21 protein-coding genes and 2 pseudogenes are annotated in these 26,910 nt (G+C 64.5%); 9 read left to right on the top strand and 14 right to left on the bottom strand.

All coding sequences use genetic code 11. The features are described from left to right. A pseudogene (locus FUT88_RS03790) lies at positions 1–380 on the bottom strand (energy transducer TonB); the annotation flags it as partial. Between the two features lie 516 nt (positions 381–896). On the opposite strand from FUT88_RS03790, the pseudogene FUT88_RS03785 reads away from it, so the two are divergent. The 6 genes and pseudogenes from FUT88_RS03785 to FUT88_RS03760 all read left to right on the top strand — a co-directional run bounded on the left by FUT88_RS03785 (position 897) and on the right by FUT88_RS03760 (position 7,352). Beyond that, positions 897–3,215 (top strand): annotated as a pseudogene (locus FUT88_RS03785) (AAA family ATPase). A gap of 74 nt (positions 3,216–3,289) precedes the next feature. After that, entirely contained in the window at positions 3,290–4,570 is a 1,281-nt protein-coding gene (locus tag FUT88_RS03780) for a hypothetical protein (RefSeq protein ID WP_147213880.1), read from the top strand. A gap of 45 nt (positions 4,571–4,615) precedes the next feature. Beyond that, positions 4,616–5,632: a peptidase U32 family protein gene (locus FUT88_RS03775; protein WP_147213879.1), complete on the top strand. Its 1,017-nt coding sequence runs from the start codon at positions 4,616–4,618 to the stop codon at positions 5,630–5,632. Positions 5,633–5,642: 10 nt separating this feature from the next. Further along, positions 5,643–6,527 (top strand): U32 family peptidase, encoded by an 885-nt coding sequence (locus tag FUT88_RS03770; protein WP_147213878.1) that lies wholly within the window; start codon positions 5,643–5,645, stop codon positions 6,525–6,527. Further along, positions 6,524–6,949: an SCP2 domain-containing protein gene (locus FUT88_RS03765; protein WP_147213877.1), complete on the top strand. Its 426-nt coding sequence runs from the start codon at positions 6,524–6,526 to the stop codon at positions 6,947–6,949. The genes FUT88_RS03770 and FUT88_RS03765 overlap by 4 nt, the downstream gene beginning before the upstream one ends. Positions 6,950–6,962: 13 nt before the next feature. Continuing rightward, positions 6,963–7,352: a putative zinc-binding protein gene (locus tag FUT88_RS03760; protein WP_147213876.1), complete on the top strand. Its 390-nt coding sequence runs from the start codon at positions 6,963–6,965 to the stop codon at positions 7,350–7,352. Between the two features lie 20 nt (positions 7,353–7,372). On the opposite strand, the gene FUT88_RS03755 is transcribed toward FUT88_RS03760, so the two are convergent. The 5 genes from FUT88_RS03755 to FUT88_RS03735 all read right to left on the bottom strand — a co-directional run bounded on the left by FUT88_RS03755 (position 7,373) and on the right by FUT88_RS03735 (position 11,445). Beyond that, the gene (locus FUT88_RS03755) at positions 7,373–8,050 is read right to left on the bottom strand and encodes a Crp/Fnr family transcriptional regulator (RefSeq protein WP_147213875.1); all 678 of its coding nucleotides are present in this window, start codon (positions 8,048–8,050) and stop codon (positions 7,373–7,375) included. A gap of 4 nt (positions 8,051–8,054) precedes the next feature. Then, positions 8,055–8,768 carry an anaerobic ribonucleoside-triphosphate reductase activating protein gene (locus FUT88_RS03750; RefSeq protein ID WP_147213874.1) on the bottom strand — a complete coding sequence of 238 codons (714 nt, stop codon included), beginning with the start codon at positions 8,766–8,768 and terminating at the stop codon, positions 8,055–8,057. Continuing rightward, positions 8,731–8,907 carry an anaerobic ribonucleoside-triphosphate reductase gene (gene nrdD / locus FUT88_RS03745; RefSeq protein WP_147213873.1) on the bottom strand — a complete coding sequence of 59 codons (177 nt, stop codon included), beginning with the start codon at positions 8,905–8,907 and terminating at the stop codon, positions 8,731–8,733. The genes FUT88_RS03750 and nrdD overlap by 38 nt, the downstream gene beginning before the upstream one ends. Next, positions 8,904–10,967 (bottom strand): ribonucleoside triphosphate reductase, encoded by a 2,064-nt coding sequence (locus FUT88_RS03740; RefSeq protein ID WP_147213872.1) that lies wholly within the window; start codon positions 10,965–10,967, stop codon positions 8,904–8,906. The genes nrdD and FUT88_RS03740 overlap by 4 nt, the downstream gene beginning before the upstream one ends. A 136-nt stretch (positions 10,968–11,103) precedes the next feature. Further along, complete coding sequence (locus tag FUT88_RS03735) at positions 11,104–11,445, bottom strand: DHCW motif cupin fold protein (protein WP_147213871.1); 342 nt, start codon at positions 11,443–11,445, stop codon at positions 11,104–11,106. A 371-nt stretch (positions 11,446–11,816) separates the two neighbouring features. Between FUT88_RS03735 and FUT88_RS03730 the strand changes: the two genes are divergently transcribed. After that, positions 11,817–13,094: a dicarboxylate/amino acid:cation symporter gene (locus FUT88_RS03730; RefSeq protein ID WP_147213870.1), complete on the top strand. Its 1,278-nt coding sequence runs from the start codon at positions 11,817–11,819 to the stop codon at positions 13,092–13,094. Between the two features lie 62 nt (positions 13,095–13,156). On the opposite strand, the gene murI is transcribed toward FUT88_RS03730, so the two are convergent. The 5 genes from murI to FUT88_RS03705 all read right to left on the bottom strand — a co-directional run bounded on the left by murI (position 13,157) and on the right by FUT88_RS03705 (position 18,591). Beyond that, positions 13,157–14,005 (bottom strand): glutamate racemase, encoded by an 849-nt coding sequence (gene murI / locus FUT88_RS03725; protein ID WP_147213869.1) that lies wholly within the window; start codon positions 14,003–14,005, stop codon positions 13,157–13,159. A gap of 20 nt (positions 14,006–14,025) precedes the next feature. Continuing rightward, positions 14,026–15,549: a fumarate hydratase gene (locus FUT88_RS03720; protein ID WP_027681113.1), complete on the bottom strand. Its 1,524-nt coding sequence runs from the start codon at positions 15,547–15,549 to the stop codon at positions 14,026–14,028. Between the two features lie 262 nt (positions 15,550–15,811). Beyond that, positions 15,812–16,906, bottom strand: coding sequence for an Acg family FMN-binding oxidoreductase (locus FUT88_RS03715; protein WP_147213868.1), 1,095 nt, complete (start codon positions 16,904–16,906; stop codon positions 15,812–15,814). A gap of 85 nt (positions 16,907–16,991) precedes the next feature. Further along, positions 16,992–17,531: a TIGR00645 family protein gene (locus FUT88_RS03710; protein WP_012436002.1), complete on the bottom strand. Its 540-nt coding sequence runs from the start codon at positions 17,529–17,531 to the stop codon at positions 16,992–16,994. Positions 17,532–17,619: 88 nt separating this feature from the next. After that, a complete protein-coding gene (locus FUT88_RS03705) occupies positions 17,620–18,591 on the bottom strand; it encodes a DMT family transporter (protein WP_147213867.1) in 972 nt (323 codons plus the stop codon). Positions 18,592–18,793: 202 nt separating this feature from the next. On the opposite strand from FUT88_RS03705, the gene acs reads away from it, so the two are divergent. Beyond that, entirely contained in the window at positions 18,794–20,776 is a 1,983-nt protein-coding gene (acs, locus tag FUT88_RS03700) for an acetate--CoA ligase (RefSeq protein WP_147213866.1), read from the top strand. A gap of 19 nt (positions 20,777–20,795) precedes the next feature. Continuing rightward, the gene (locus FUT88_RS03695; RefSeq protein ID WP_147213865.1) at positions 20,796–22,862 is read left to right on the top strand and encodes a sodium:solute symporter family protein; all 2,067 of its coding nucleotides are present in this window, start codon (positions 20,796–20,798) and stop codon (positions 22,860–22,862) included. Between the two features lie 121 nt (positions 22,863–22,983). On the opposite strand, the gene FUT88_RS03690 is transcribed toward FUT88_RS03695, so the two are convergent. From FUT88_RS03690 to FUT88_RS03680, 3 genes are all read right to left on the bottom strand, one after another. After that, complete coding sequence (locus tag FUT88_RS03690) at positions 22,984–23,787, bottom strand: DUF4239 domain-containing protein (RefSeq protein WP_147213864.1); 804 nt, start codon at positions 23,785–23,787, stop codon at positions 22,984–22,986. Positions 23,788–23,791: 4 nt separating this feature from the next. Further along, positions 23,792–24,811, bottom strand: coding sequence for a hypothetical protein (locus FUT88_RS03685; RefSeq protein WP_147213863.1), 1,020 nt, complete (start codon positions 24,809–24,811; stop codon positions 23,792–23,794). Positions 24,812–25,123: 312 nt separating this feature from the next. After that, positions 25,124–26,686: a methyl-accepting chemotaxis protein gene (locus FUT88_RS03680; protein ID WP_147213881.1), complete on the bottom strand. Its 1,563-nt coding sequence runs from the start codon at positions 26,684–26,686 to the stop codon at positions 25,124–25,126. Positions 26,687–26,910 lie beyond the last annotated feature (224 nt).

Raw genomic sequence — 26,910 nt, 5'->3', positions numbered from 1 at the left:
CTGATCGGGCCGGACGACACGGGCGCCGGCGCGGGCGCAGGTTCTGGAGCCGGTGCCGGCGGCGCGGGCGGCGCGGCGGGCACCACCGGGGCGTTGTCCGACGGCGGCAGTGTGGGCGTCGGCATCGGCGTGGGTTTGGGCTGCGCGACCGGCTTCACGATGTTGACGGGCTTGGGCGCCTCTTGCTTGACCGGTTGCTGTTTGGGCGGCTCCGGTTGCTTGATTGGCTCAGGCGCGGCCGGAATGATGTGCGCCTGGATTTCCAGCGGTTCTTCGACAATCGGGCGCGGCGCGATCAGGCCAAGCTGAATCAGCATCAGCACGCCCGCGTGCAGCAACAGCACGACCACCAGGATCTTGAGAGTACGAGGGTGAATCATCAACGACCGTGAATCGAAAGCAGAAAAAAGGAGTGCGATGCGATGGTGGTGGGATGAACGACGAAAGCGGCGCGGCGTCAGCGCTTGCCGAAGACGATCAGTGAAACCCCAATGCTGATGAGCAGACTCAGGAGCAATTCCATGGCGCCTAGCGTTGAAGCCAGCGGGCCGCCGCCAGCGTGACAGGTATTGTAGGCCTGCAAGTGCAACAGTGTTGCGACAACCGAACAGAGTTTGCGTTCAGTCTATGAGGCCGATAGGCAAAGTATAAACGATAATGATTCCTATTTGCGCGCGAATTTCCCTCTCTTTCGTGGGGTGAGGCTCACGTCCAGACGGCTGATGGCGGGAAACTGCCTGTGCAGGCGGTTGGCCATTTAAGGCGCTGCGGGCGCGCAACTTGCAAAGACACGGGTCCACCCGGGGTACGCTGTGTGCGCAAACGCGCTAGGATGAAAATCATTCAAACACGGTGACCGGCCGGCCAACCGTGAAACGGGGAAGAAGGGGGCGACCATGGATGAAGCCAACCTCAACATGGACGACGCTGACGACGATGGCACATTCGTCCCCACGGGCGGCAGGCAGCCGCAGGCGCTGCTGTTGTCCTCGCTCGATTCCATGTGCGCGCAATTTGCCTTGCGCACGGTCTGCGCGATGGGGCTGCGCTTCAATCTGCGCACCAATATCAACGACATCCTGACCGTGTGCGCGCCGGAGTTGATCTGGCCGGTGACGGTCATCCAGCGGCTGCAGCGCTTTCTGTCTGCGCGCTGCGCCGACATGCCAGGCTGGCGCGCGGTCGGCAAGCTGGACCTGCGACCTTCATGGAGCGCCACGGTCAGTGGAGCAGCGCCTTCGATGAAGGCTCCCTGTTCTATTACCTGGATGAATACGTCAAGCATCACGCCAAGGACATGTTCACCGTGTTCGGCGCGTCGTGCGATGCGCTGGCCGAGCGGCTCTCCGGCGAGCGCGTCCTGCTGGTCGGCAACATCGACATGTTGGCCCGCGTGCTCGGCCTGCCGCCGCACAACGTGCGTTGCTGCTGTTTGCCTCCCTCGTGAAATACAAGCGCGACCTGCGCGCCGTGATGGTCGACTGCAAGGTCGCGCATAGCCAGGAGGCGTTCCAGCTGCTCGCCAACCTGGCGGGTGCAAGCACGGCCGAGGTTGCTGTGTCATTGCGGCCCGGTTCGCGCCTCGAGACGCTGGGTCTCATCGAGCCGCCGCTGCCGAGAACAGCGTCACCGATCTGGGCGATCTGATGCGTATCTCCGACCGCCTGTTGCACGTGCTGCTGGGCGACTACGCGAGCGAGGCGGACATGATGGCCGTCTTCACGCGCCCCGCGCCGCCGACCACGCTGTCGCAGTCCGACTACCCGCATGTGGAAACCGATGCGCGCTACCTCACGGCGCTGCTGGAAAACGCCTCGCAGCAGCGTGCGTCCGGCGTGAACATCCTCCTGTATGGCGCGCCCGGCACCGGCAAGACCGAACTCGCCCGCGTGCTGGCGCGCGATGCCGGCTGCGAGCTGTACGAAGTGGATTGCCTCGACAAGGACGGCAACAGCCTCACAGGCAAAGACCGCTATCGCTCTCTGCAGGTGTCACAGGCGTTTCTGCGCGGACGGCCCGGCGCGGTGCTGCTGTTCGACGAGGTGGAAGACGTATTTCCCGGCCCGACGCGCGAGCTGATGAGCCTGTTCGGCCACGAAGAGCCGCGTGGCTCCGTCAACGGCAAGGCGTGGGTAAACCAGACGCTCGAGCAGAACCCCGTGCCGGTGATCTGGGTATCGAATTCCATTCGCCAGATCGATCCGGCGTATCTGCGCCGCTTCCAGTTCCACCTTGAGCTGAAGGTGCCGCCGCCGACGGTGCGCGAAAGCATCATCCGCAAGCATCTGGAAGGGCTGGAGGTGTCGGACGCATTCATGGCCAAGCTGGCGGCGCGCAAGACGCTCACGCCTGCGCAGATCGATTCCGCCGCACGCTTTGCACGTCTGACGCAGCCGGCAATGGAGGAGTCTGCCGAGTCGCTGATCGAACGTCAGCTCGACCACGCCGATCAGGCGATGGGCTTGCGTCCTGATGTGCCGGCGCACCGCGTCGTGACGGAATACAAGCTGGACTATCTGAACCTGGAGACCCGGTTCTCCGTCGAGCGCATTATCGAAGCGCTGCGTGCGCGGCGACGCGGCACGTTGTGCTTCTACGGGCCGCCGGGCACCGGCAAGACGGTGCTGGCCGAGCACATCGCGGCGCAACTCGACATGCCGTTGATGATCCGCCGCGCGTCGGACTTGATGAGCAAGTACGTCGGCGAAACCGAGCAGCAGATTGCGGCGATGTTCGCGCGCGCCGAAGAGGAGCGCGCGCTGCTCCTGCTCGACGAGGCGGACAGCTTCATGCAGAGCCGCCAGGGCGCGGTCCGCAATTACGAGGTGTCGGAAGTCAACGAGATGCTGCAAGGCATGGAACGCTTTGACGGCATCTTTGTCTGCACCACCAATTTGTTTGATCGGATTGACGAGGCGGCGCTGCGGCGGTTTGCGTTCAAGATCCGCTTCAAGCCGCTCGTGCGGGCGCAGCGCGAGCAGATGTTCATTGCCGAGGCACTGGGCGGCAAAGCCGAGGCGCTCAAGCCGGTGTGGCGCGAAATGCTGGCGTCGCTCGACATGCTTACGCCGGGTGATTTTGCGGTGGTCAAGCAGCAGTCTGTGCTGCTGGGCGAGACGCTTGACCCCGAGGCCTTCCTTGCCCAACTGCGGCAGGAGCATTCCATCAAGCCGGAGTTGCGGGAGCGGCGCTCGATTGGATTCACGCCGCGCTGACGCTTAACGCGCATCAACGGTTTGTGGACGCGTCTGCGCTAACGTGGTCGGCTGGATGGATATTCAGCGGCCAGATGCCAACTGCCCCCACGCTTTTCTACGAACGCATGCCGCCTGCCGGCGTGGTGTTCGGCTGCCTGCTGCCGGTGCCGTGGGTGGGCGCGGCGGCCGGTCTTCTGCTGGCGCTGGGGCCGTCTGTGGGTTTGCCTGACCGGTTTGCTCCGCTGTCGCTCGCGCTGGTTCACGCCTTGGCCGTCGGCATGCTTTTGCCGGCGATGCTCGGCGCGCTATTCCAACTGCTTCCGGTCGTGGCCGGTGTGCCTGTGCGCGGCGCGAGATGGGTGTCGCCGTGGGTGGCGCTGTCTTGCGTGGCAACGGCGTCTGCGCTGGCAACGGGCTTTTTGAGCGCGGACCAACGCGCGTTCGTGTTGGCTGCGTGGATGGGGGCGCCGTTGCTGGCGGTGCCCGCAATGCTGATCCTTCTTGCCGGCATGCGTGTGAGGCAGACGCGCGCCACGCACGCGACGGTGCGAACACTGCGCCGCATCGGCTGGGCCTTGTTGGCAACGCTGGCGAGCGGCGCAACGCTTGCCACGGCGTTGGCTACCGGATGGTTTGCGCCATCGCCAGTGCTGCTGAACCTGCATGTCGGCTGGGGTCTCGGCGGCTGGCTGGCGACGTTGCTCGCGGGCGTGGCGTCGACGGTGTTGCCGATGTTCTGGCAAACACCGCGTCTACCAGCGTCCTGGTATCGGCTGATGCCGTGGTGGCTGTGGGCGCCCCTGCTTGTCGGAAGCGTGTGCGCCAGCGTGGGTGGCACGGTGTTCTGGCAGACATGGGGATGGCTTGCCTTGGCTGCGCTGGCGATGGTGGGCGTGCGTGCCGTGTCCGGTGCGCGCCGTCGGCACGATCCGGGCTGGCGGTTGTGGCTGGCCGCGGTGACTGCCTGGCTGGCGGTGGCCGTGCTCGGATTGAGCGCATCGTGGCTGCCATCAGGCTGGCCGATCGCGTGGGAGATGGGCGTGCTGGCCGTGGTGGGCGGCGGCGTGCTGCCTGTCAACGCGATGCTCGGCAAGATCATCCCGTTCATGATCTGGATGCACCTGCGCAAGCGGGTGCCGCGGCATGTGCGGCTGCCGGCCATGCAGACGTTGATCGGCGAGCGGCAACAGCATTGGCACGCGCGCTTGCTGCTGCTCGTGTTGCTGGCGTTGTTGCTGGTCCCGTTGCAGCCTGAACGGATGGCGGTGACCGCGGGCATGTTGTTCGCGCTGTCGCACGTGTGGCTGGGCGCGATGCTGGGCCGCGCGCTGCTGACGTTTCGCCGTGTCTCGCGAGCGTTTGCGCGCGATTGACGGAACGCAAAACCACATTGGCGGACAAGTCGCAGACTGGCCGCCATGACACAGAACGCTTCCCCCATTGAACTCGTGGCGCCCGCCGGCAGCCTGGCCGCACTCAAGGCTGCGGTGGAGGCCGGGGCCGACACGGTCTATCTCGGCTTGAAGAATGCGACCAACGCGCGCAACTTCGCCGGCCTGAACTTTACCGAGAGCGACATCCGCGCCGGCGTCGAATTTGCCCATCGGAAAGGGCGCCAGGTGCTGTTTGCCATCAACACGTTTCCGCAGCCGGGCCGTGCCATCGAGTGGCGCATGGCAATCGATGCTGCCTACATGCTGGGCGCCGATGCCGTGATCCTGGCCGATCCTGGGCTGATGGCCTATGCGCGCGACCGCTATCCAAACCTTCGCCTGCACCTGTCCGTGCAGGGTTCTGCCACGCATGCGGACGCCATCGAGCTGATGCGCGAGCAGTTCGGCATCCACCGGGCCGTACTGCCGCGTGTGCTGACCTTGACTGAAGTGGAACGCGTGATCAAGCAGACCTCGGTGCAGATCGAAGTGTTCGGTTTTGGCAGCCTGTGCGTGATGGCCGAAGGGCGCTGCCTGTTGTCGTCGTATGCCACCGGCGATTCGCCCAACAACAAGGGCGTGTGTTCGCCGGCGCATGCGGTGCGCTGGGTAGAGCGGGGTGGCAGTCTGGATGCGCGCCTGAACAACATCATGATCGACCAATACGCACCGGGCGAGCCGGCTGGGTATCCGACGTTGTGCAAGGGGCGCTTCCTGGTCGACGGCGAGGTCGACCACGTGCTCGAAGAACCCACGAGCCTCAACGCACTGAGCCTGTTGCCGCGGCTGCTCGCCATGGGCGTATCGGCGATCAAGATCGAGGGGCGCCAGCGCAGTCCGGCGTATGTCGCGCAGGTGGTGGCCACGTTGCGCGCTGCATTGGATGCCGCTCAGGCGGACCCGGCGCGCTTCTCCGTCAAGCCTGACTGGCAGGCTGCACTCGTGCGCCACGCCGAAGGCGCACACGTCACGCAGGGCGCGTTTGATCGGCCCTGGAAATAGAAGGCACATCATGTCTTACGAAATTTCGCTTGGTCCGCTGCTGTACTACTGGCCGCGGCTACAGACGTTTGATTTCTATGCAGAAGTCGCGGCCAGCCCGGTCGACATCGTCTACGTGGGCGAAACGGTTTGCAGCCGTCGCCATGAATTGCGGGCGGACGACTGGCTCGATATCGCGGCCATGCTGCGCGAGGCCGGCAAGTCGGTGGTGCTGTCGACGCGCACGCTCATCGAAACGAGTGCCGAGGCGCAGGCGTTGCGCAAGCAATGTCAGCAAGACGCCTGGATGGTGGAAGCCGGCGAGCTTGGCGCCGTACGGTTGCTGAAAGGCCGGCCGTTCGTTGCAGGGCCGCATTGCAACGCGTATCACGGCGCGACGCTGGCATGGCTGGCTGGGCTGGGCGCGGTGCGCGCGGTCATGCCGCTGGAGATGAGCCAGGCCACACTGGCCGACCTGATGCGCGAGAAGCCCGCCGAATTGGCGATCGAGGCGATGGTGTGGGGGCGCTTGCCGCTGGCATTCTCCGCACGTTGCTTTACGGCGCGGCACTTTCGCCTGAATAAGGACGACTGCGGCTTCCGCTGCATTGAGCATCCCGACGGCCTTGCGGTGCGCACGCGCGAAGGGCAGGAGTTCCTCGCCATCAACGGTATCCAGACGCAATCGGGGCAATGCCTCGACATTCTCGATCAGGCGCCGGCGCTGTCTGCGCTGGGCGTGAAGGTGCTGCGCGTCAGCCCGCAATCGCGGGGCACGCTCGACGCCGTGGCGGCACTGGATGCCCTGCGCCTGGGTCTGCCCGTGCGGGACGTGCAGCCTCCCGAAGGCATTGGACGCTGCAACGGCTACTGGCACGGGCAGTCCGGCATTGAGTGGCTGGAGATGCCGCAATGACGCGCCTGCGCCCACCCGAAGTGTTTGTTCGCATGGCGCGTCGCCTGCCGGCACCGGTGACGTCGTTTCCCTTTGTGATGGGGCTCGATCTGGCCCGGCGTCTTTCCTGGCTGACGCCGCCGCCGGAGTTGGACGGACGCCGGTTCGCCATCACCGTGGAGGACCTGGGCCTGCGCGCCTGTTTTTGCTGCCGCGGCGGAGCGTTTCACATGCTTTCTGCGTCCAGCCCTGAGCCCGAGCTGGAGTTGCGTGCAGGCGTGGGCGATTTTGTGGCGCTCATTCGCGGGACTGCCGATGCGGACACGCTGTTTTTCCAGCGCCGCCTCAAGATTGCAGGCGACACGGAGCTTGGCCTGATCGTCAAGAACTGGCTTGATGCGGCCGCACGCCCGGCGTGGCTTGCCCGCTGGCAATCGCGGTAGGACGAGGGGCGCCATGTCATCACGTGCGTTGCCGCTCGTCTATGCGTGCTCGGGTTGTTCGAGCGTCGCGCAGGCGGCAAACCGCTTGGCCGTCGATCTCGATCGCGCGGGCAGGGCGGAGATGTCCTGCATCAGCGGCGTCGGCGGCGGGGTGCGCGCGTTGGTCAAGACAGCACGCAGCGGGCGGCCCATCCTCGCGCTCGACGGTTGCGCGCTGGCGTGCGTCAGGGCCTGCCTGGCAACGGCGGGCGTGGCGCCGGACATTCATCTCGTGCTCAATCAATCTGGCGCCAAAAAGCGCTATCACGCCGATTGCAGTGACGAAGAACTGCGTGTCGCCGCCGCGCTGGTGGACGACGCCGTCAACACGCTGCAGCATCGCCTCGACGCCGCTGGCGATTGATCTGCGTCGATTCTCTATCTTTATCCAGCGATGAGCTGACGCTGCAACGCCGTGGTGTTTGGGATGACCACCTCGCGGCCCTCCACCCGGATCAACCCGTCGCGAACCAACTGACGCAGCGTACGGGAAAGCGTGGCCGGCGCGAGCCCAAGCTTGGACGCGACCAGGCTCTTGCTGCATGGAAACCGCGTGCGGTCAAACTTGCGCGGCAGCGAGAGCAGATACCCGATCAGCCGTTCATTCGCGCTTTGCAGGTTCACGGTTTCGATGTCGCACATCAATGTGTGCAGGCGAGCTGACAGCCCTGCGAGCATCTGCCGCGCCAGGCGCGGATGCACGTGCAGCGCATCGTCGATGGCGCGCTTGCCGATCCAGACCAGCAGGCTGTCTTCCATGGCCTGCGCGTCCGCCGCATAGGGGCGGTTCAGGAACATGAAGGGCTCGCCAAAGCACTCGCCAGGTCCGAAGAACTCGATGACCTTGCATTGGCCGTGTGTGCCCGGCAATACGAGCTTGATGGCTCCGACCACCACGACATAGAAGCCATCGGCGCGATCGCCACGGTGAAACGCGAAGTCGTGCCGTGACACGCGCACAGCGTGGCTCTCACGCGTGAGCACGGCCATGTCACCGTCGTCGAAGTCCTGGAACAGCGGGCTGTGCTTGAGCAGAGCGCCCACATCAAGGGGGTCTTGCATGGTGTCACCGGCAACAGAAAGAAGAAAAGCAGGCGGCCAATGCGCGCTGGGTGCCCTCGCTGGGCAGCGTGATGGCCGGGGTTCCGGGGGCACTTCGGTAGGCTTGTAATGCGTAGTGTTTCACGCCGCGCAGGCTCAGGTTTTGCGCCAGCGCAAGAAGCTCGGGTTCTGGCAGCCAATCGGGGTGCCACGTGGTGCGGCACTCAAATGCGCTGCCGTTCTGCAGCAGAAGATCCAGGCACGCATCGACCGGCGCAGCGCTGCCGCGGCGGCATGTGAGCGCGTCGTAGCGCGGTGCGCTCGTCTTGATGTCGAGTCCCACCCAGTCCACAAGCGGCAGTACGTCGGCCAGGCGCGCCGGATAAATGCCGCCGGTGTGCAGGCCAATCCTGTAGCCGAGCGCGCGCACGTCGCGCATCAGTTGCGGCAGATGAGGCTCGCTCAGCGGTTCACCGCCGGAGAAGACCACCGCATCGAGCAGCCCCACGCGACGCTGCAAAAACGCGAAGACATCGTCCCAATCCAGCGTGCGCGCCCGCGTCTGCAAGTGCGGGTTATGGCAGTAATGGCAGCGCCACGGGCAGCCCGCGACAAACACGACTGCCGCAAGCTGTCCGGGCCAGTCGACGCTGGAGAACGGCGCCAGGCCGCCGATGGCCGGCGGCAGGCAGTGCGTTGGCTTAGCGGGCGCGGTCTTCAACAAAGAAGCGGCGTTCACAGAATTCCCCTTGCTTGCCGATGTTGAACGAGCTGACGGGCCGGTGATAACCCATCACGCGGGTCCAGACTTCGCAGCGCGTGCGCTGGCTGTCGTCGAGTGCAGCGGTGTGGTTGGCGGTTTGTGCAACGGTAGTCATACGGAGGCTCCTTCGTGATGGAGGTGGGTGGAAGAACCTGGGGTGTCCGCCGTTGCGCACCCGCACTTGCCGTGAGGCTGCTGAGCCAGCAGTTCTGCATCGCATTTCGGACAGAACGCGTGATGGCCGGACAGATAGCCGTGCTTCGGGCAGATCGAAAACGTCGGAGTGATGGTGATGTACGGCAGGCGGAAGTTGGCCAACGCGCGGCGCACGAGCTCCTTGCACGCCTGCGGCGAGGAGATGGCTTCGTTCATGTACAGATGCAGCACCGTGCCGCCCGTGTATTTGCTCTGCAGCGCTTCCTGGCGCGCCAGTGCTTCAAACGGGTCGTCGGTGTAGCCGACGGGCAGCTGGCTGGAGTTGGTGTAATACGGCTGGGCTGTCGTGCCGGCCTGCAGGATGCCCGGCCAGCGCTTGCGGTCTTCGCGGGCGAAGCGATAAGTCGTGCCCTCCGCGGGCGTGGCTTCGAGGTTGTAAAGGTGCCCCGTCGCCTCCTGGAATTCCGTCATGCGCTGGCGCACGTGGTCGAGCAGGCGCACGGCCATGGCGTGGCCGAATGGCGTGGTGATGTCGTCGGCATCTTGCGTGAAGTTGCGCACCATCTCGTTGATGCCGTTCACGCCGAGCGTGCTGAAGTGGTTGCGCAGCGTGCCCAGGTAGCGGCGCGTGTACGGGTACAGCCCCTGGTCGATCAGCCGCTGCACAAACTTGCGCTTCACCTCCAGCACGTCGCGGCCGAGCGCAAGCAGCGTATCCAGCCGCGCCAGCAGCGCCGCCTCATCGCCCGCGTAGAGATAACCCAATCGCGCGCAGTTCACCGTCACCACCCCGATCGAACCGGTCTGCTCGGCCGACCCAAACAACCCGTTGCCGCGCTTGAGGAGCTCGCGCAGGTCCAGCTGCAGGCGGCAGCACATCGAGCGCACCATGTGCGGCTCCAGATCGGAATTCAGGAAGTTCTGGAAGTAGGGCAGCCCGTAGCGTGCCGTCATCTCGAACAGCAGCGTGGTGTTCGGGTGTTCCCAATCGAAATCGGGCGTGATGTTGTAGGTGGGAATCGGAAACGTGAATGCGCGGTCCTTCGCGTCGCCCGCCATCATGACCTCGATGTACGCGCGGTTGATCATGTCCATCTCGGGCTGGAGGTTGCCGTAGGTGAACGGCATCTCTTCGCCGCCGATGTACGGAACCTGTTCGCGCAGGTCCGCTGGGCACGTCCAGTCGAACGTGAGGTTGGTGAACGGCGTTTGCGTCCCCCAGCGGCTGGGCACGTTCAGGTTGTAGATCAGCTCCTGCATGGACTGCTTGACCGCCGCATACGACATCGCGTCGCGGCGGATGAACGGCGCCATGTACGTATCGAAGGAGCTGAACGCCTGTGCGCCGGCCCACTCGTTTTGCAGGGTGCCGAGGAAGTTGACGATCTGCCCGATCGCTGCGGACATATGCCGCGGCGGCGTCGCCTCCACCTTGCCCGGCACGCCGTTGAATCCCTCCGTCAGCAACTGACGCAACGACCAGCCTGCGCAGTAGCCCGAAAGCATGTCGAGATCGTGGATGTGGAGGTCGCCCTCGCGGTGCGCCGCGCCCGCTTCGGGACTGTAGACGTGAGAGAGCCAGTAGTTGGCCGTGACCTTGCCTGCCACGTTGAGGATCAGGCCGCCCAAGCTGTAGCCCTGATTGGCGTTGGCATTGACGCGCCAGTCGCGCTGCTCGAGGTACTCGTCCATCGTGCTCTCGACATCGACCAGCGTGTGCTTGAGCGAGCGCAGCCGGGCATGCTGCTCGCGGTAGACGATGTAGGCGCGCGCGGTGCGCCAATAGCCGGCGTCGACCAACACCTCTTCCACACAGTTCTGGATGATTTCGATGCCGGGGCAGGGCAGCGGGGCGAGATGTGCAACCACGCCGGTGGTCAGGCGCTGCGCCTCGACGGCGTCGAATTCGCCGGTGGCCTGGCCGGCTGCCGCGATGGCCTGGTGGATCTTTTGCGCATCGAACGACGCCAACGAACCGTCGCGCTTGGTGACTTGCCTGGTGACCTGTGTGCCCGTCATGAGGTACTCCATCTAGTGGTATGGAGTCAGACTAGCACTACATATTGTGGTCGGTGAGTCGTAAAGACCTTGATTTTTAAATCGCTTGACCCCGGTCAACCGGGGCCATTTGCGACGCAGAAAGGTCGTGTCGCTGTCAGTCGACGATGAACAGCCGGGCGCCGTTCCTGGTGTACGACTGATGGGCTTCGGCATCGTCGCCGACCTGATAGCTCATGCCGGGCGTGAGCGTGAACTTTCGGCCGTCTTCCAGCGTGGTTTCCAGTTCGCCATCCAGGCAGAACAGGATGTGGCCCTTCTTGCACCAATGGTCGGCAAGGTAGCCCGGGGTGTACTCCACCATGCGCACGCGGATACGGTTCGACTCGTCGCCAAAGTAGCGGGTGCGCCAGATCGCCATGCCGGTCTCGCCGGTGTGTTCGGTCGGTTCAACAGTGGACCAGTCGGTCGTGCCGAAAGCGAAGGGCGCCATTTTCATCGTGAGACTCCGGTAGCTGACGTAAGCCCATGATGGTATCAGCGGCATACGTGGTGCCTGCGCCGCATCTCGTGTGCTGAAAACTGCGCTTATTGGTGCGCCCCGACCGCATTGCGTGTCGCTCAATAATCCGCGCCGGACCGGCCGAAATCCACAGCCCATGCGGCATTGCAGCACGGGGTCAATCGCGTCACATCGATGTATGCAGAAATTGCATGGTGCTATGCAACATCGACATAACGATGATCATGCGCTTCTCTAATATCGTCGCTTTTTACAAAGCGTGACGAACTTGGGCCGGCCCTTGGCCCCATGAGATCCGCGTCTGTCGCGCGCCGTCCCTCCGGCCACGATATCCCTTGGAGAAAGTCTTGAACACCAAACGTCTGACCTCCCACATCGGGCTGGCAATGCTGCTGGGCATTGCCGTCGGCTGGGGCTGCCACGAATACGCCAAGGACGCTGCGGCGGCCAAGGACATCGCTTCGTACTTCAGCATCATCACCGACATCTTCCTGCGCATGATCAAGATGATCATTGCGCCGCTGGTGTTTTCGACCCTGGTGACGGGCCTGGCAAGCATGAGCGGCGGCCGCTCCGTTGGCCGCGTCGGCCTGCGCGCGATGATCTGGTTTGTGTGCGCCTCGGCCACGTCGCTGGCGCTGGGCATGCTGCTGGTCAACTTCTTCCAGCCGGGCGTGCACATGAACCTGGCGCTGCCCGATGTGTCGGCCACGTCGGGCCTGAAGACCGGTGACTTCACCCTCAAGGCGTTCATCACGCACGTGTTCCCGCGCAGTATCGTGGAGGCCATGGCCACCAACGAAATCCTGCAGATCCTGGTGTTCTCGCTGTTCTTTGGCGCCGCGCTGTCGACGATGAAGAACCCGATGGACACCGTGATCGGCCGCGGCCTGGAAGAGCTCACCAAGCTGATGTTCCGCATTACCGACTACGTGATGCGCTTTGCACCGCTGGGCGTGTTTGCCGCCATGGCCGCCGCCATCACGGTGGAAGGCGTGGGCGTGCTGTGGACGTACGGCAAGCTGATCGGCGAGTTCTACCTGGGCCTGGCGCTGCTGTGGGCGATCCTGTTCTTCGTCGGCTATGTGCTGCTGGGCCGGTCGCTGGGCCGTCTGCTGGGCTTGATTCGTGAGCCGACCATGCTTGCGTTTGCCACGGCGAGCAGCGAATCGGCGTATCCGAAGACGATGGAAGCACTGGAAAAGTTTGGCGTGCCCAAGCGCGTTGCCAGCTTCGTGCTGCCGCTGGGCTACTCGTTCAACCTTGATGGCTCGATGATGTATCAGGCGTTTGCGGTGCTGTTCATCGCGCAGGCGTACAACATCCAGATGAGCTTTACGCAGCAAGTCACGCTGCTGCTCGTGCTGATGCTCACGAGCAAGGGCATGGCTGGCGTGGCGCGCGCCTCGCTGGTGGTGGTGGCAGCCACGCTGCCGATGTTCCACCTGCCCGAAGCTGGGCTGCTGCTGATCATCGGCATCGACCAGTTCTTCGACATGGGCCGCACGGCCACCAACGTGATCGGCAACAGCCTGGCCACGGCCGTGGTGGCGAAGTACGAGCCGGCAGAAGAGGAAGCGGCGGAGGAAGTCGTCGAACCCGCGGTGCAGCCGACGGTCGGCTGACGTTAAGCCAGCAGATGACAACGCGCCGCCTTGCAGGGCGGCGTTGTCATATTTGCGCAGCGTTATTCGGGCTGGGAAGCGATCGAGGCCACGGCCGGGTTCAGGGGCGCATCACCAATGTCGACACGCTGCGCCATTGGCGCCTCTCCGAGCAACGCAGCCACCATGGCTTGCAGTGGAAGCACGTCGCCGGTGCTCATGAAGCGCGGCGATGCAGCTTGGCCCGACGCGTGCAATCCCGCCGCCGTCAAGGTGCGGCCCAGATGGCGCGCGACGGCGTGACCGGTGTCGATCAACGTCAGGCGATCGCCCGCGATCTCGCGGATCGCGTCTTCCAGGAACGGGTAGTGCGTGCAGCCGAGCACGAGTGTGTCCGCGCCCGCGTCGAGCATTGGTTGCAGATACGCTTGCAGCAATTCCAGCACCGCGGGCGAGTGGGTATCGCCGCGTTCGATCAGGGGGACGAGGCCGTAGCCCGGCTGGCTCAGCACCTTGCAATCGCCGGAGGCAGCCGCCAGCAGGCGTGCGAATTTCTCGCTGCGCAGCGTGCTTTCGGTTGCGAGCACGCCGACCACACGGCTCTTCGACGTCGCAACCGCCGGCTTCAAGCCCGGCTCGACGCCAATCACCGGCACCGCGAGTCTTTCGCGCAGCACGTGCACGGCCTGCGCCGTGGCGGTATTGCATGCGATCACCAATGCCTTGCAGCCTTGGTCGACAAGCCATTCGCACACACGCAGCGTGCGGTCGGCGATGTATTGGGGGGATTTTTCCCCGTACGGGGCATGGCGGGAATCCGCCAGGTAGAGAAGCGATTCGGCCGGCAGTTCGGCGCGAATCGCGCGCAGGACGGAGAGCCCTCCGAGGCCGGAATCAAAGACCCCGACCGGTGCCTGCGCGCGTGTCGTCATATTGAATGTGAGCGGACGGATCAGCCTGCTGCGACCGGAATCTTGCCGATCTTCGCCTGCCATTCCGCTGGGCCGGTCTTGTGGACCGACGTGCCCGAGCTGTCAACCGCGACGGTGACCGGCATGTCCTTCACGTCGAATTCGTAGATGGCTTCCATGCCCAGGTCTTCGAACGCCAGCACCTTCGAACCGCGGATGGCCTTCGACACCAGGTATGCCGCGCCGCCAACGGCCATCAGGTAAGCCGACTTGTGCTTCTTGATGGATTCGATGGCGACCGGACCGCGCTCGGCCTTGCCCACCATGGCGATCAGGCCCGTCTGCGCGAGCATCGTCTCGGTGAACTTGTCCATGCGCGTGGCCGTGGTCGGGCCGGCCGGGCCAACGACTTCATCGCGCACCGGGTCGACCGGGCCGACGTAGTAGATCACGCGGTTGGTGAAGTCGATCGGCAGCTTCTCGCCCTTGGCCAGCATGTCGGCGATGCGCTTGTGGGCGGCGTCGCGGCCGGTCAGCATCTTGCCGTTGAGCAGCAGCGTCTGGCCCGGCTTCCACGAGGCGACTTCTTCCGGCGTCAGCGCGTTCAGGTCGACGCGCTTGGACGTTTCCGTGTTCGGTGCCCACTCGACCTTCGGCCATTGCGACAGGTCCGGCGCTTCCAGCTTGGCCACGCCGCTGCCGTCCAGCGTGAAGTGCGCGTGACGCGTGGCGGCGCAGTTCGGGATCATCGCAACCGGCAGGTTGGCTGCGTGGGTCGGGTAGTCCAGGATCTTCACGTCCAGCACGGTGGCCAGGCCGCCCAGGCCTTGCGCGCCAATGCCCAGCGCGTTGACCTTTTCGTACAGCTCGATGCGCAGTTCTTCTGCGCGGTTGCTCGGGCCGCGGGCGATCAGGTCTTGAATGTCGATCGGCTCCATCAGGGCTTCCTTGGCCAGCAGCATGGCCTTTTCAGCCGTGCCGCCAATGCCGATGCCCAGCATGCCCGGCGGGCACCAGCCAGCGCCCATGGTCGGCACGGTCTTGAGCACCCAGTCGACGATCGAATCGGACGGATTCAGCATCACGAACTTCGACTTGGCCTCGGAGCCGCCGCCCTTGGCCGCGACGATCACGTCCACCGTGTCGCCCGGCACGATCGACATGTTGATCACGGCCGGCGTGTTGTCCTTCGTGTTGGTCCGCTTGCCGGCCGGATCCGCCAGCACGCTGGCGCGCAGCTTGTTGTCGACGTCGTTGTACGCGCGGCGCACGCCTTCGTTGACCATGTCTTCGAGGCTCATCGTGGCGCCGTCCCAGCGCACGTTCATGCCGACCTTCAGGAACACGGTCACGATGCCGGTGTCCTGGCAGATCGGGCGCTTGCCTTCGGCGCACATGCGGCTGTTGGTCAGGATTTGCGCGATGGCATCCTTGGCCGCCGGGCTCTGCTCCTGCTCATAGGCGCGGCCCAGAGCAGTGATGTAGTCCATCGGGTGGTAATAGCTGATGTACTGCAGCGCGTCGGCGACGCTCTGGATGAGGTCTTCTTGACGAATGACGGTCATGGTGGGGGACCAACGTATAGGAATGAAAAGCCGGTGCGGCAGGGCAGTGGTCGGTGACTTTCACTCCCTGCCTGTGACCTGACGGCGGGCGCCGCAGGCTCAGAACAGCCTGAGATCATACACCCAATGTCGGGCGCGGATTGTCCGAGCGCATTCGTCGGAATCGCCGCGCCAACAAGGGCGCAGCGTCAATGTGCGTCGGCAGCCTCGTTCGCCGACTAAGCATGCATTGGCGGAGGGGTTCCCGGCAGTTTGCTTCCCGCTACGCGGAGGTGATGACCGCCTCCACACGGCGGCGTGGTGAGAAGGCCAACTCAGGGCCGTAGCCGAACCGCATCACAAGATCGGGGCGCTTGCCGGAGGCCCCAACAACCCCCGCCAAGTCTGGTCGCACCTGGGCAATTTCGATTGGCTGGTTGATGAAGGCACAGCGCAGTCCGAGGCGGGTCGCGGCCAGGGCGAAGCGTTGGCAGGCGCGGCCGGCTGCGATCCAATGCGCCTTGTCTTCGTGACTGCCGATAAAGACGGCGATACCGCTTGAGCTGTCGATTTGGCGTCGATATTTCCGGTTTTCGGAGTTGGCTGTGAAGGCGAGGTTCATAGCGCGGCGGCCCACCGCATCCGGCAGAACGGGGTTGTTGCTCGTCGCCGCGAAGAGGCCGTCTCCTGATGCCATTGCGGCTTTCGGATTGAAGCGCAGCCAATGTTTCAACTCCCTGATGAAGGCCGGGTCAGCCATCTGCGCGTCGTTGCCAGCGATGACGAGATCGCGAATCTTGCTGATGCGGGGCCGATCCGTTACGAGGACGACATCCACCCCTGGGATGGCGGCAACCCGTGCCAGCGTTTGCAGATCGGCGGCCGGAACAGGGCGCCCGTCAAATTCGGCACGCGTGGATTGCCGCCGGGGAATGGCCCCAAACAAAGGGTCCGGGCGGGGCGCGCCGTTCGAGAAGGCATAGGTGACGATGCCGCGGTCGTCGATCCGGAGCTCTCCCGGGCGTCCTGTTGCCTGCGCGGCGATCCGCAACGTCTCGGCAGCGCAGCCAAGGCTGACGAAGAGGTGATGGTTATCTGGATCGACGGCCGGTGTTGCCCGTGCCAGATCAGGATGGATGGCGATCGCACTGTCGCCGATGGCGAAGTGCCAGGGCTGGGTGTTGTGACTGTTCGGAGCAAGCGTCGCAAACCGGACGAGCTCGCGCAGCGGCGGGGCTGGCGGAAGATCGGCCCGCAAGGCTGCGGCATAGCGGGCGTATTCATCCATCGAGCCGGTCGAGGCGCGCCAGCCCCAACTGCTTGCGCCGCCAAGTGCCAGCAAGCCGATCGTTCCCGCCATGAAGCCGCGTCTGTCCATGCCGCCTCCTTTGCCTGCACGCTATCCCTCGCAGCGCCGGGGGCGGTTGACGCCGATCAAGCCGAAATGCGCTTGCGCAGGTGCGTCAATGTGCGTCGGCAGCCTCGCCGTGCGGATGCGCGTGCGAAACAATGCGGTCCACCCAGGCCATCACCAGCGCAGACACCAGGAACGCCACGTGGATGACCACCTGCCACAGGATCGTGTGCGTGTCTTTCTGGGCCGCGTCGATGAACGTCTTGAGCAGGTGGATGGACGAGATGCTGATCAGCGCCATCGACAGCTTCACCTTCAGCACGCCCGCGTTGACGTGGTCCAGCCATTCGGGCTCATCTTCATGGCCCTCGATGCCGAGCTTGGACACGAAGATATCGTACCCGCCGATGATCACCATGATCAGCAGGTTGGAGATCATCACCACGTCGATCAGGCCCAGTACGGCCAGCATGATCTTGGTTTCGTCCAGGTCGCCCAGGTGTGAAACCAGGTGCCACACCTCGACGACGAAGAGGTACACATACGCTGCCTGGGCGATGATCAGGCCCAGGTAAAGCGGCAATTGGAGCCAGCGGGAAAAGAAGATCAGGCGCGGAATCGGGCGCAGCGGAGCGATGGGCGACTTCATGGGCAGGACGGGCGAGTGGTCTAAAAACCGCGAGATTGTAACGTTCGGTGACTGCAAAATCGCTTACAGGAAAACGCTTGCGAGTGCTTCATTCCCGGTCCAGCGACGGGTCCAGCGGGTCGAGCGGATCGGCCACGCGGCCGCGCTGTCGCCCTTGCTGTACCCGCTGGCGTGGCCGCGCCGGCCAGCTCGCCACGAGAATCCCCGCCACCACGCATGCCAGCGCGATGCCGTGCGGCCAGCCCGGCGTTTCGCCCAGCGCGACGATGCCGTAGGTGGCCGCCGCAATCGGCAGCACCGACGTGAACACGCCGGCAAGGTGAGCGGGCACATGCCGAATGCCCTTCATCCACAGCCAGAACGAGAAGATGCTGGCCGATAGTGCATACCAAAGCACCAGCCCCCAGATGGGCAACGGCACGCCGGACAGATCGAAGGTGAGCAGCGGCATCAGCCCCAGCGGCAGCATCAGCAGGCCGCCGATCAGGTGCGTGTAGGCGCAGATCTCGATGGCGGGCAACGTTTGCGTCAACCGCCGCGACAGGATCACGTAGATCGATTCGCAGAGCACCGCGCCCATTACCAGCGCATTGCCCAGCAGAGCCTGCGCCGCATCGGCAGGGGAAGCGCCCGAAGATTCGCCGCCGCGGTAGGCGTTGAGAATCGCGACGCCGGCCACCGCCAGCACCACCGACGCCAGCGTCCGCCCCGAAGGCTTTTCGCGCAGCACCAGCCACGACAGCAGCGCCACCGCGGCCGGAATCGTGCTGGTGATGATGCCTGCGGCCAGCGCCGAGGTCAGCCGCACACCGTTCAGCATCAGCAGCGTGAAACCGAACGTACCGAAGAAGGCCTGGAGGAACAGGTTCGTCCACTCGCCGCGGGTGACGCGGCGCATCCGCGATGGCTTGTACCACGGTGCCATGAAGACGATGGCAATCAGAAAGCGCAGCAACGCGAACAGCATCACCGGCATGACGGCAACAATCGATTTACCGAAGCCGACGTTGCTGCCGACCAATGCCATGGCAGCAATCAGGAAAAGGGCGTGGATGGGCACGATGAGGAATCAGTGGAACCGGCACGGGATGCGGCTCTCTGGCCGGCTATGTTGCGCTGCGATGCGTGCCGTAACGTGAAGTGACGCATTATAGTAATGCCCTTCACGTCGGCTTGCGCCGCAGAAATGCGTAAGGCTGGAGTCAGGTCAGCCCCTTAGATTCGCCGCAAAACGACTACAGACATCGCTATCAGGAGACACCATGGCTGGCATTGAATCTGTCCTGCAGGAAACGCGCGTTTTCAACCCGCCCGAATCCTTTGTCAAACAGGCAAACATCGCCGGCATGGATGCATACCGTGCCCTGTGCGCCGAAGCCGAACACGATTACGAAGGCTTCTGGGCGCGCCTCGCCCACGAGCACCTGCTGTGGCACAAGCCGTTCAGCAAGGTGCTCGACGAATCCAACGCACCGTTCTACAAGTGGTTTGAAGACGGCGAACTCAACGCCTCGTACAACTGCCTCGAGCGCAACCTTGAGAACGGCAACGCCGACAAGGTCGCCATCATTTTCGAAACCGATGACGGCAAGGTATCGCGCGTCACTTACCGTGAATTGCATGCACGCGTCTGCCGCTTCGCCAACGGCCTGAAGGCGCTGGGCATCAAGAAGGGCGATCGCGTGGTGATTTACATGCCGATGTCCATCGAAGGCATCGTGGCCATGCAGGCGTGCGCGCGCATCGGTGCAACGCACTCGGTCGTGTTCGGCGGGTTCTCGGCCAAGTCGCTGCAGGAGCGCATCGTCGACGTGGGCGCCGTGGCGCTCATCACGGCAGACGAGCAAATGCGCGGCGGCAAGGCGCTGCCGCTCAAGGCCATCGCCGATGAGGCGCTCGCCATGGAAGGCACGGAAGCCATCAAGCACGTGATCGTCTATCGCCGCACCAACGGCAACGTGAACTGGGTGGAAGGCCGTGACCGCGCGATGGACGAGGTTGAAGCCGGTCAGCCGGACACGTGCGAAGTCACGCCGGTGGGCGCGGAGCACCCGCTGTTCATCCTCTACACCTCGGGTTCGACGGGCAAGCCGAAGGGTGTGCAGCACAGCACGGGCGGCTACCTCCTCTGGGCGCTGCTCACCATGCAGTGGACGTTCGACCTGAAACCGGACGACATCTTCTGGTGCACCGCCGACATCGGCTGGGTGACCGGTCACAGCTACATCGCGTACGGCCCGCTCGCGGCCGGCGCCACGCAGGTCGTGTTCGAAGGTGTGCCGACGTATCCGAATGCCGGCCGCTTCTGGGACATGATCCAGCGTCACAAGGTCAACACGTTCTACACCGCGCCGACGGCGATCCGCTCGCTGATCAAGGCCGCCGAAGCGGACGAGAAGGTCCACCCGAAGCAGTACGACCTCTCCAGCCTGCGCCTGCTTGGCACCGTGGGCGAGCCGATCAACCCGGAAGCCTGGATGTGGTACCACACGAACATCGGTGGCGGCCGTTGCCCGATCGTCGATACGTTCTGGCAGACCGAAACCGGCGGCCACATGATGACGCCGCTGCCGGGCGCCACGCCGCTGGTGCCGGGCTCGTGCACACTGCCGCTGCCGGGCATCATGGCCGCCGTTGTCGATGAAACCGGGCACGACGTGCCGAACGGGCAGGGCGGCATTCTCGTCGTCAAGCGTCCGTGGCCGTCGATGATCCGCACGATCTGGGGCGACCCGGAGCGCTTCAAGAAGAGCTACTTCCCGGAAGAGCTGGGCGGCAAGCTGTACCTGGCGGGCGATGGTTCGATCCGCGACAAGGACACCGGCTACTTCACCATCATGGGCCGCATTGACGACGTGCTGAACGTCTCGGGCCACCGCATGGGCACGATGGAAATCGAATCGGCGCTGGTGGCCAATCCGATCGTGGCCGAGGCCGCCGTGGTGGGCCGCCCCGACGACATGACCGGCGAAGCCATCTGCGCGTTCGTGGTGCTCAAGCGTTCGCGCCCCGATGGCGACGAAGCCAAGCAGATCGCCAACGAGCTGCGCAACTGGGTCGGCAAGGAAATCGGGCCGATCGCCAAGCCGAAGGACATCCGCTTTGGCGACAACCTGCCCAAGACGCGCTCGGGCAAGATCATGCGCCGCCTGTTGCGCTCGCTGGCCAAGGGCGAGGACATCACGCAAGACACCTCCACGCTGGAAAACCCGGCCATCCTCGATCAACTGAAGGAAACCCGCTAACCGCCAGCGCTGGTCGCCAATCTTGGCCACCGACTCGAACCAAGACAGCCGCTTCCGCAAGCGGCTGTTTCTCTATTACGGGCTCTATACCGCAGGGCTGGTGCTCTTCATCGTGATGATGGGCGCGATCGAACGCGTGCGCGGGCCGGGCGTGTGGCTCGGCTACGTGTTCCTGTTCGTCACGATTGCGATCTATGCGTGCATTGGGCTGATCTGCCGCACGGCTGACCTGACCGAGTATTACGTGGCGGGCCGTCGCGTGCCGGCGTTCTTCAACGGCATGGCCACCGCAGCCGACTGGATGAGCGCCGCCTCGTTCATCGGCCTGGCGGGCATCGTGTTTGCCTCAGGCTATGAGGGCCTGGCGTATGTGATGGGCTGGACGGGCGGCTACTGCCTTGTCGCTTTCCTGCTGGCGCCTTACCTGCGCAAGTTCGGTGGTTACACGGTGCCGGATTTCCTGGCCAATCGCTACGGCAACGGAGAGCGCGGCGGCAGCTCGGTCGTGCGCGGCATCGCGGTGCTGGGCGCGACGCTGTGTTCGTTTGTCTACCTCGTCGCGCAGATCCAGGGTGTGGGGCTGGTCGTCACGCGCTTTATCGGTGTCGAGTTTTCGGTGGGCGTGTTTTTCGGGCTGGCGGGCATTCTGGTGTGCTCGTTCCTGGGCGGCATGCGCGCTGTGACGTGGACCCAGGTGGCGCAGTACATCATCATGATTGTGTCGTTCCTGTGCGTCGTGGGGATCATCGGCTGGCATCGGTATCACGATCCGGTGCCGCAGTTGTCGACGGGCCGCCTGCTGGTGCAGATCGAGAAAGAGGAGCGGCGCATCGCGCACGACCCTGCCGAGCAGCACGTGCGTGACCATTTTCTGAACGAAGCGCAGGCGCTGCAGGAACGTATCTCGCAGTTGCCGCAGTCGTTCGACCATGCGCGCGAAGCGCTGAATGCGCAGCTCAAACTTGCACGCGAACGCAATGCGCCGCTGCGTGAGATCAAGGCGCTGGAGCGTGAGCGCGAAGAGTTTCCGCCCGATGCAGCCACCGCGTCGATCCTGTGGAACCAGCAACGAGAAGACGCACTGGCGCGCAGCCGCATGGCGCCGCCATCCACCGAGCCGTTTCCCTCTGCATCAGAAAACGAGCGCGGCACCGAGCGGCTGAACTTCGTGCTGCTGGTGTTCTGCCTGATGGTCGGTACGGCCAGCCTGCCGCACATCCTCACGCGCTTTCACACCACGCCGTCGGTGCGAGAGACACGCAACTCGGTGAGTTGGACGCTCGTCTTCGTGGCGCTGCTGTATGTGTCGGCGCCAGCGCTGGCGGCGCTCGTCAAGCTCGATCTGCTGCAGCACCTGGTGGGCGCCCCGTTTGCCGACCTGCCGCAGTGGATCGTGCCTTGGCGCAAGGTCGATCCGCCCGTGTTTGCGCTGCATGACATCAACGGTGACGGCATCGTGCAGTGGGCCGAGGTGATGATGCAGCCCGACATGATCGTGCTGGCTGCTCCCGAGATTGCGGGGCTGCCCTACGTGCTGTCCGGGCTGATTGCGGCGGGTGCGCTGGCGGCGGCGCTGTCGACGGCCGATGGCCTGCTGCTGACCATTGCCAACGCGCTGTCGCACGACGTGTACTTTCACATGATCGACAACACGGCCAGCCACCAGCGGCGTGTCACGAGCGCCAAGGTCGTGCTGCTCGGCGTGGCGTTGCTGGCCGCCTATGTGACGTCATTGAAGCCGGGCAACATCCTCTTCCTGGTCGGCGCGGCCTTCTCATTGGCGGCGTCGTGCTTCTTCCCGGTACTGGTGCTGGGCGTGTTCTGGAAACGCACCAACCGTGCCGGCGCCATTGCCGGCATGCTGACGGGCCTTGCCGTGAGCGTGTACTACATCATCGCCAACTACCCGTTCTTCACGCGCATGACCGGCGTGCTGGGCCAGCCGTGGTTTGGCGTGGATCCGATCGCCTCCGGTGCGTTCGGCGTACCGGCCGGGTTTGTGGCGGCGATTGTCGTGAGCCTGCTGACCAAGCCGAACCGGCCAGTGGTCGACAAACTCGTCGGCTACATTCGCGATCCGCTGTAAAAAAGCCGGCTCCCGACGAGCCGGCAAAGGGCAGGGCCGAAGTGTGGGCCTCCGGCCCCGGGCTGGCCTCTCCCGCCAGCCCACATCGCGATTGGGGGTAGCGCGGCGAAGTGGCGCGCGCTCAGTCCGGTAACGGATTGATCTGCGGCTTATCGTTCGAGAGCGTCTGGATGGCCCGCTCGAGCGGCGCGGCACTGACGCTGACTTCGCCCGCAAAGGGCCGGTCCACGGCCAGCACGAAAAAGAACGCCAGGCCCAGCGTGGTGGCCCACACCGCCACCAGCGCCATGTGAAACCGCGTGGCCGGCAGCGCATAGAGCAGCAATAGCGACAGGCCGCTGGCGATCAACATCACGCCCCACAGCGTGGCGGGCATCGCGGCTTCCAGGTTCTGCAGGCGTTTTTCCCGGTACTTCACCATCTCGTTGACGCGAGCGAGCACCTCGATCAGCAGCACGCGTTCGCGGTCGTCGCGCGGTGTGATGCGGTTGGCCGTGGCGAACATGCTGTTGAATGCGACCTCCGTGTCGGCATCCGGGCGCGCTTGCTGCTGCATGCTTGGCCATTCGTCGTGGACGACGTGGCTCAGATACGCGATCAGCTCTCGGCGCGCACTTGTGGCGCTCGGGTGGGAAAACGCCGAGAGATCGCGCGCGAGTTCCGTGGCGCACGCCGCTTCCGCGGCCACGATGTCGGCGGCCGCCTGATACGCGCCCCATACCGAGATGGCCGAAAACGCGACCAGCAACGAGTTGATGGTGGTGACGGCCGTCATCATGGCGATGGTCATGTTGCGCTGTTCGGCGTCGAGCGTGACCGGGAAACAGCGGCGGAACAGCCCGTAGCCGCCCAATGCCACGAATAGCGTGGCGAAGACGATGATCGCGCCCATCGCCCATGCGGGGATGTTGTAGAGGAACAGCATGCGGTCACTCCTTGGACTTGGATGACTGGGTCGAGAGAGGCGAGGGGGCGCCCGCCGCCGGGTCGCTGGCGCAGAGCATGGCGCGCGTGAAATCGGTCAAACGTTGGCGCATCGCCTCCGGCGAGGCGGTGCTGTTGAGCGACTGCTGCAGATCGATCAGGTTGGCGGCGAGTTCGCTTTGCCACTGCGTGCGCTCCCTGGCGGCGCGGGCGCGGTAGGCCTGCATGGCCGCGTCCACATCGGCGGAGCGGTCGCCGCGTACGAGTGTTTCGAGCGCATCCACCAGCCGTTGCAGCAACCGGTGCACCGCCGTGGCAGAGAAGCCGCCGAGCATCGCGAGCGCCGGCTTGCCGAAGTTGTGCATGCTGCCGTGGTCGAACAACTGTGCCGGCAGCATCTCGACGAGGATCAACCCGGCGATCACGCCGAGGATCAACCGCGCGCCGTAAGAGGCGTCGTACTTCGGGTCGTACGTGGACGCGGCCACATAGCGATGTGCCTGAAACAGCGCGGCAAACGAGGCCCCAAGGCCCGCGCAGAACAGCAGGAACAACGTGTTCCAAAGAAGGGGCGCGCCGTCCGAATCGAGGAAGCCGCGGTCGATGTTCGCGCTCGACACGTCAGGCGACATGCCGGTGCCAATCACGGCGACCAGAAAGACGATCGCGGCGCCGGTCAGCAGCCGGATCAATGGCACCGGACCGAGCCACGCGAATGAGTGATCGGAGCGATGCTGTGCGTCGAGCAGCGTCACCGCTTGCGGCGTGGCCGGTGCGATCGTCGTTGCAAGCTTGCGGTGAATGGTCGCCAGTGCGTGGTGGGGCGTGGCATGCGGGGGCATCTGACCGTCGAGCAGTGCGCCAAGCTGCGCGATGAGTTCGGGCGCGACCGGCAGTCCGTGGTGCAGGGCATAGCGGGCCATGGCCGCGCACTCGTCACGCAGCTGATCAACGAGGGGCGCGGTTGCATGCCGAGGAGGCACCGCGCCCGGCCGCAACCAATGCATGAGGGCGAGCGGAATCACGCCCGCCTCCGGTCGTTGCGTTGCATGGGGGGCAGGACGGCGCGGAACATGCTGCACCGCAAGTCTGAGATCTTCGCTTGCATGGTGGCCTTCGTCGGCTGGGTGGGCCGTGCGCGGCCCCGGCTTGCTCCGTTGTCGATGCTGAACGGCGCAAGCTCACTTTGCGTCGCGCGTGCAGGTCCGCCAATGCAGCGGAAGTCACGAACGACGGCCTAACGAAAGACACAGGACACCAAGAGAAAACGCCCGCGGCCTTTCGGCGGCGGGCGCAATGACAGCTCGGAGATGACGGCTACTGCGGTGACAGTGCGATCAGGCGTGTTGGGCGTGCGGATCCACGCGGAAGAACGACATCGCAGCGTTCAGTTCCTGCCCCTGGTCCTGCAGCGATTGCGATGCCGCTGCGGCTTCTTCCACCAGCGCCGCATTGCGCTGCGTGACTTCATCCATTTGCGAGATCGCCTGGTTGACCTGTTCGATGCCGCGCTTCTGCTCGACCGATGCAGCGGCAATCTCCTCCATGATGTGCGTGACGCGGGCCACGGCTTGCGTGACCTCTGTCATGGTCTCGCCGGCCTCGCCCGCCAGCGTGGAGCCGTCGTGAATGCGTTCCACCGACGAGGCGATCAGTTCCTTGATTTCCTTGGCTGCCGTTGACGAACGCTGCGCCAGGCTGCGCACTTCGCTGGCGACGACCGCAAAGCCGCGGCCTTGCTCGCCTGCGCGTGCGGCTTCCACGGCGGCGTTCAATGCGAGGATGTTGGTCTGGAACGCAATGCCTTCGATGATGCCCGTGATGTCGGCAATCTTGCTCGAACGGTCGCTGATGTCCTGCATGGTCGACACGACCTGGCTGACGACGGTGCTGCCCTTGAGCGCCACGTCCGACGCAGTGGAGGCGAGCGCAGTGGCGTGCTGCGCATTCTCGGCGTTCTGCTTCACGGTGGACGTCAGCTCTTCCATGCTGGCGGCCGTTTCCTGCAGCGACGATGCCTGGGCTTCCGTGCGCTGGCTCAGGTCGGCATTGCCGGCGGCAATCTGTTTGGCCGCGCCCGCAACGCTGGTGCTGCTGTCGCGGACCTTGTCGACGATCTCGGTCAGGCGGCCGTTCATGTCCCGCAGTGCGGAGAGCAGGTGGCTCGCCTCATCTCTGCCTTGCACCTCGATGCGGCTGCTCAGGTCTCCGCGTGCAACCGTGCGGGCAACGTCCACCGCGGTGCGGATCGGCTGTGTGATCGAACGCGTGATGATGATGCCGGCGATCACCGCCAGCAGCGCCGCGCCGATCGACAGGCCGGCGAGCAGATTGCGCTGCGTGACGTACTGCGTGTCGTACGCCTGCACGAGCTGCTCCTGGCGCTCATGCGTATACGCGGCATACGCGTCGGTGGACTTGATGAGCGCGGCGAGCAGCGGGCGGCACTCGTTGTCCATCTTCTGGATGGCCTCGTCGCGTTTGCCGGCCAGTGCGAGGCCAACGATGTCGGTCGCCACGGGGCCGTACTGCGCTTCCACGCGGTTGATGTCTCCCACCAGCGCACGCGCGCGGTCGCTGGCGTCCTTGGCGCCCGCAATCATGTCGTTGAGCTGCTTGAGCTTGTTCTTCACATCGTCGTGCGCACGAAAGACATCGGCCTTCTCGAGATCCAGGTCTTTTTGCGTGACCACGAGCACGAGGTTGCGTGCGGCAATGGCGCGCCGATCCACCGCCGTGCGCACGTCGTTGGCGACGTCTGCGCGGGCGCTGATGCCGCGCACGTAGTTCGAGAATCCTTCGGTCGATTCGGACAACGCCCGCAACGACATGCTTGAAACCACGACAACAATGGCTGCCAGCACGCCGAAGCCCGTCGTGAGCTTGGCTTTGATCGTCATCTGGGAGAGGTTCACTGCGTCCTCCGGCTTGCTGAATGAACTGAGTTGTGGTCGTGCACCGGAGCGGCTTTGAGAAGACGGTCGACGACCATGTTGGTGATGTGCAAGGTGCTGCGCACCCGAGAAAGGAGCAGGGTTATGTCACGGCGTGATCGATCTGTCTTCGTTGGATTTTCGGGCCTTCACGGGGTTATCGGCATTGAAAAGAAAATCCTGAATAACAT

Source organism: Ralstonia sp. TCR112 (genome assembly GCF_007997035.1).
Lineage (GTDB): Bacteria > Pseudomonadota > Gammaproteobacteria > Burkholderiales > Burkholderiaceae > Ralstonia > Ralstonia edaphi.
Note: the sequence above shows the minus strand (reverse complement) of the source record. Positions and strands in the feature narration are given on the sequence as shown.

What these genes read in the sequence shown, in the direction of transcription:
- FUT88_RS03715 (WP_147213868.1), bottom strand. Translation starts at nt 16,906, where the DNA reads ATGGACAGACGCGGCTTCATGGCGGGAACGATCGGCTTGCTGGCACTT.
- FUT88_RS03765 (WP_147213877.1), top strand. Translation starts at nt 6,524, where the DNA reads ATGACGCGCCTGCGCCCACCCGAAGTGTTTGTTCGCATGGCGCGTCGC.
- FUT88_RS03735 (WP_147213871.1), bottom strand. Translation starts at nt 11,445, where the DNA reads ATGAAAATGGCGCCCTTCGCTTTCGGCACGACCGACTGGTCCACTGTT.
- FUT88_RS03680 (WP_147213881.1), bottom strand. Translation starts at nt 26,686, where the DNA reads ATGACGATCAAAGCCAAGCTCACGACGGGCTTCGGCGTGCTGGCAGCC.
- FUT88_RS03710 (WP_012436002.1), bottom strand. Translation starts at nt 17,531, where the DNA reads ATGAAGTCGCCCATCGCTCCGCTGCGCCCGATTCCGCGCCTGATCTTC.
- FUT88_RS03740 (WP_147213872.1), bottom strand. Translation starts at nt 10,967, where the DNA reads ATGACGGGCACACAGGTCACCAGGCAAGTCACCAAGCGCGACGGTTCG.
- FUT88_RS03770 (WP_147213878.1), top strand. Translation starts at nt 5,643, where the DNA reads ATGTCTTACGAAATTTCGCTTGGTCCGCTGCTGTACTACTGGCCGCGG.
- FUT88_RS03720 (WP_027681113.1), bottom strand. Translation starts at nt 15,549, where the DNA reads ATGACCGTCATTCGTCAAGAAGACCTCATCCAGAGCGTCGCCGACGCG.
- nrdD (WP_147213873.1), bottom strand. Translation starts at nt 8,907, where the DNA reads ATGACTACCGTTGCACAAACCGCCAACCACACCGCTGCACTCGACGAC.
- murI (WP_147213869.1), bottom strand. Translation starts at nt 14,005, where the DNA reads ATGACGACACGCGCGCAGGCACCGGTCGGGGTCTTTGATTCCGGCCTC.
- FUT88_RS03755 (WP_147213875.1), bottom strand. Translation starts at nt 8,050, where the DNA reads ATGCAAGACCCCCTTGATGTGGGCGCTCTGCTCAAGCACAGCCCGCTG.
- FUT88_RS03690 (WP_147213864.1), bottom strand. Translation starts at nt 23,787, where the DNA reads ATGCTGTTCCTCTACAACATCCCCGCATGGGCGATGGGCGCGATCATC.
- FUT88_RS03775 (WP_147213879.1), top strand. Translation starts at nt 4,616, where the DNA reads ATGACACAGAACGCTTCCCCCATTGAACTCGTGGCGCCCGCCGGCAGC.
- FUT88_RS03760 (WP_147213876.1), top strand. Translation starts at nt 6,963, where the DNA reads ATGTCATCACGTGCGTTGCCGCTCGTCTATGCGTGCTCGGGTTGTTCG.
- acs (WP_147213866.1), top strand. Translation starts at nt 18,794, where the DNA reads ATGGCTGGCATTGAATCTGTCCTGCAGGAAACGCGCGTTTTCAACCCG.
- FUT88_RS03780 (WP_147213880.1), top strand. Translation starts at nt 3,290, where the DNA reads ATGCCAACTGCCCCCACGCTTTTCTACGAACGCATGCCGCCTGCCGGC.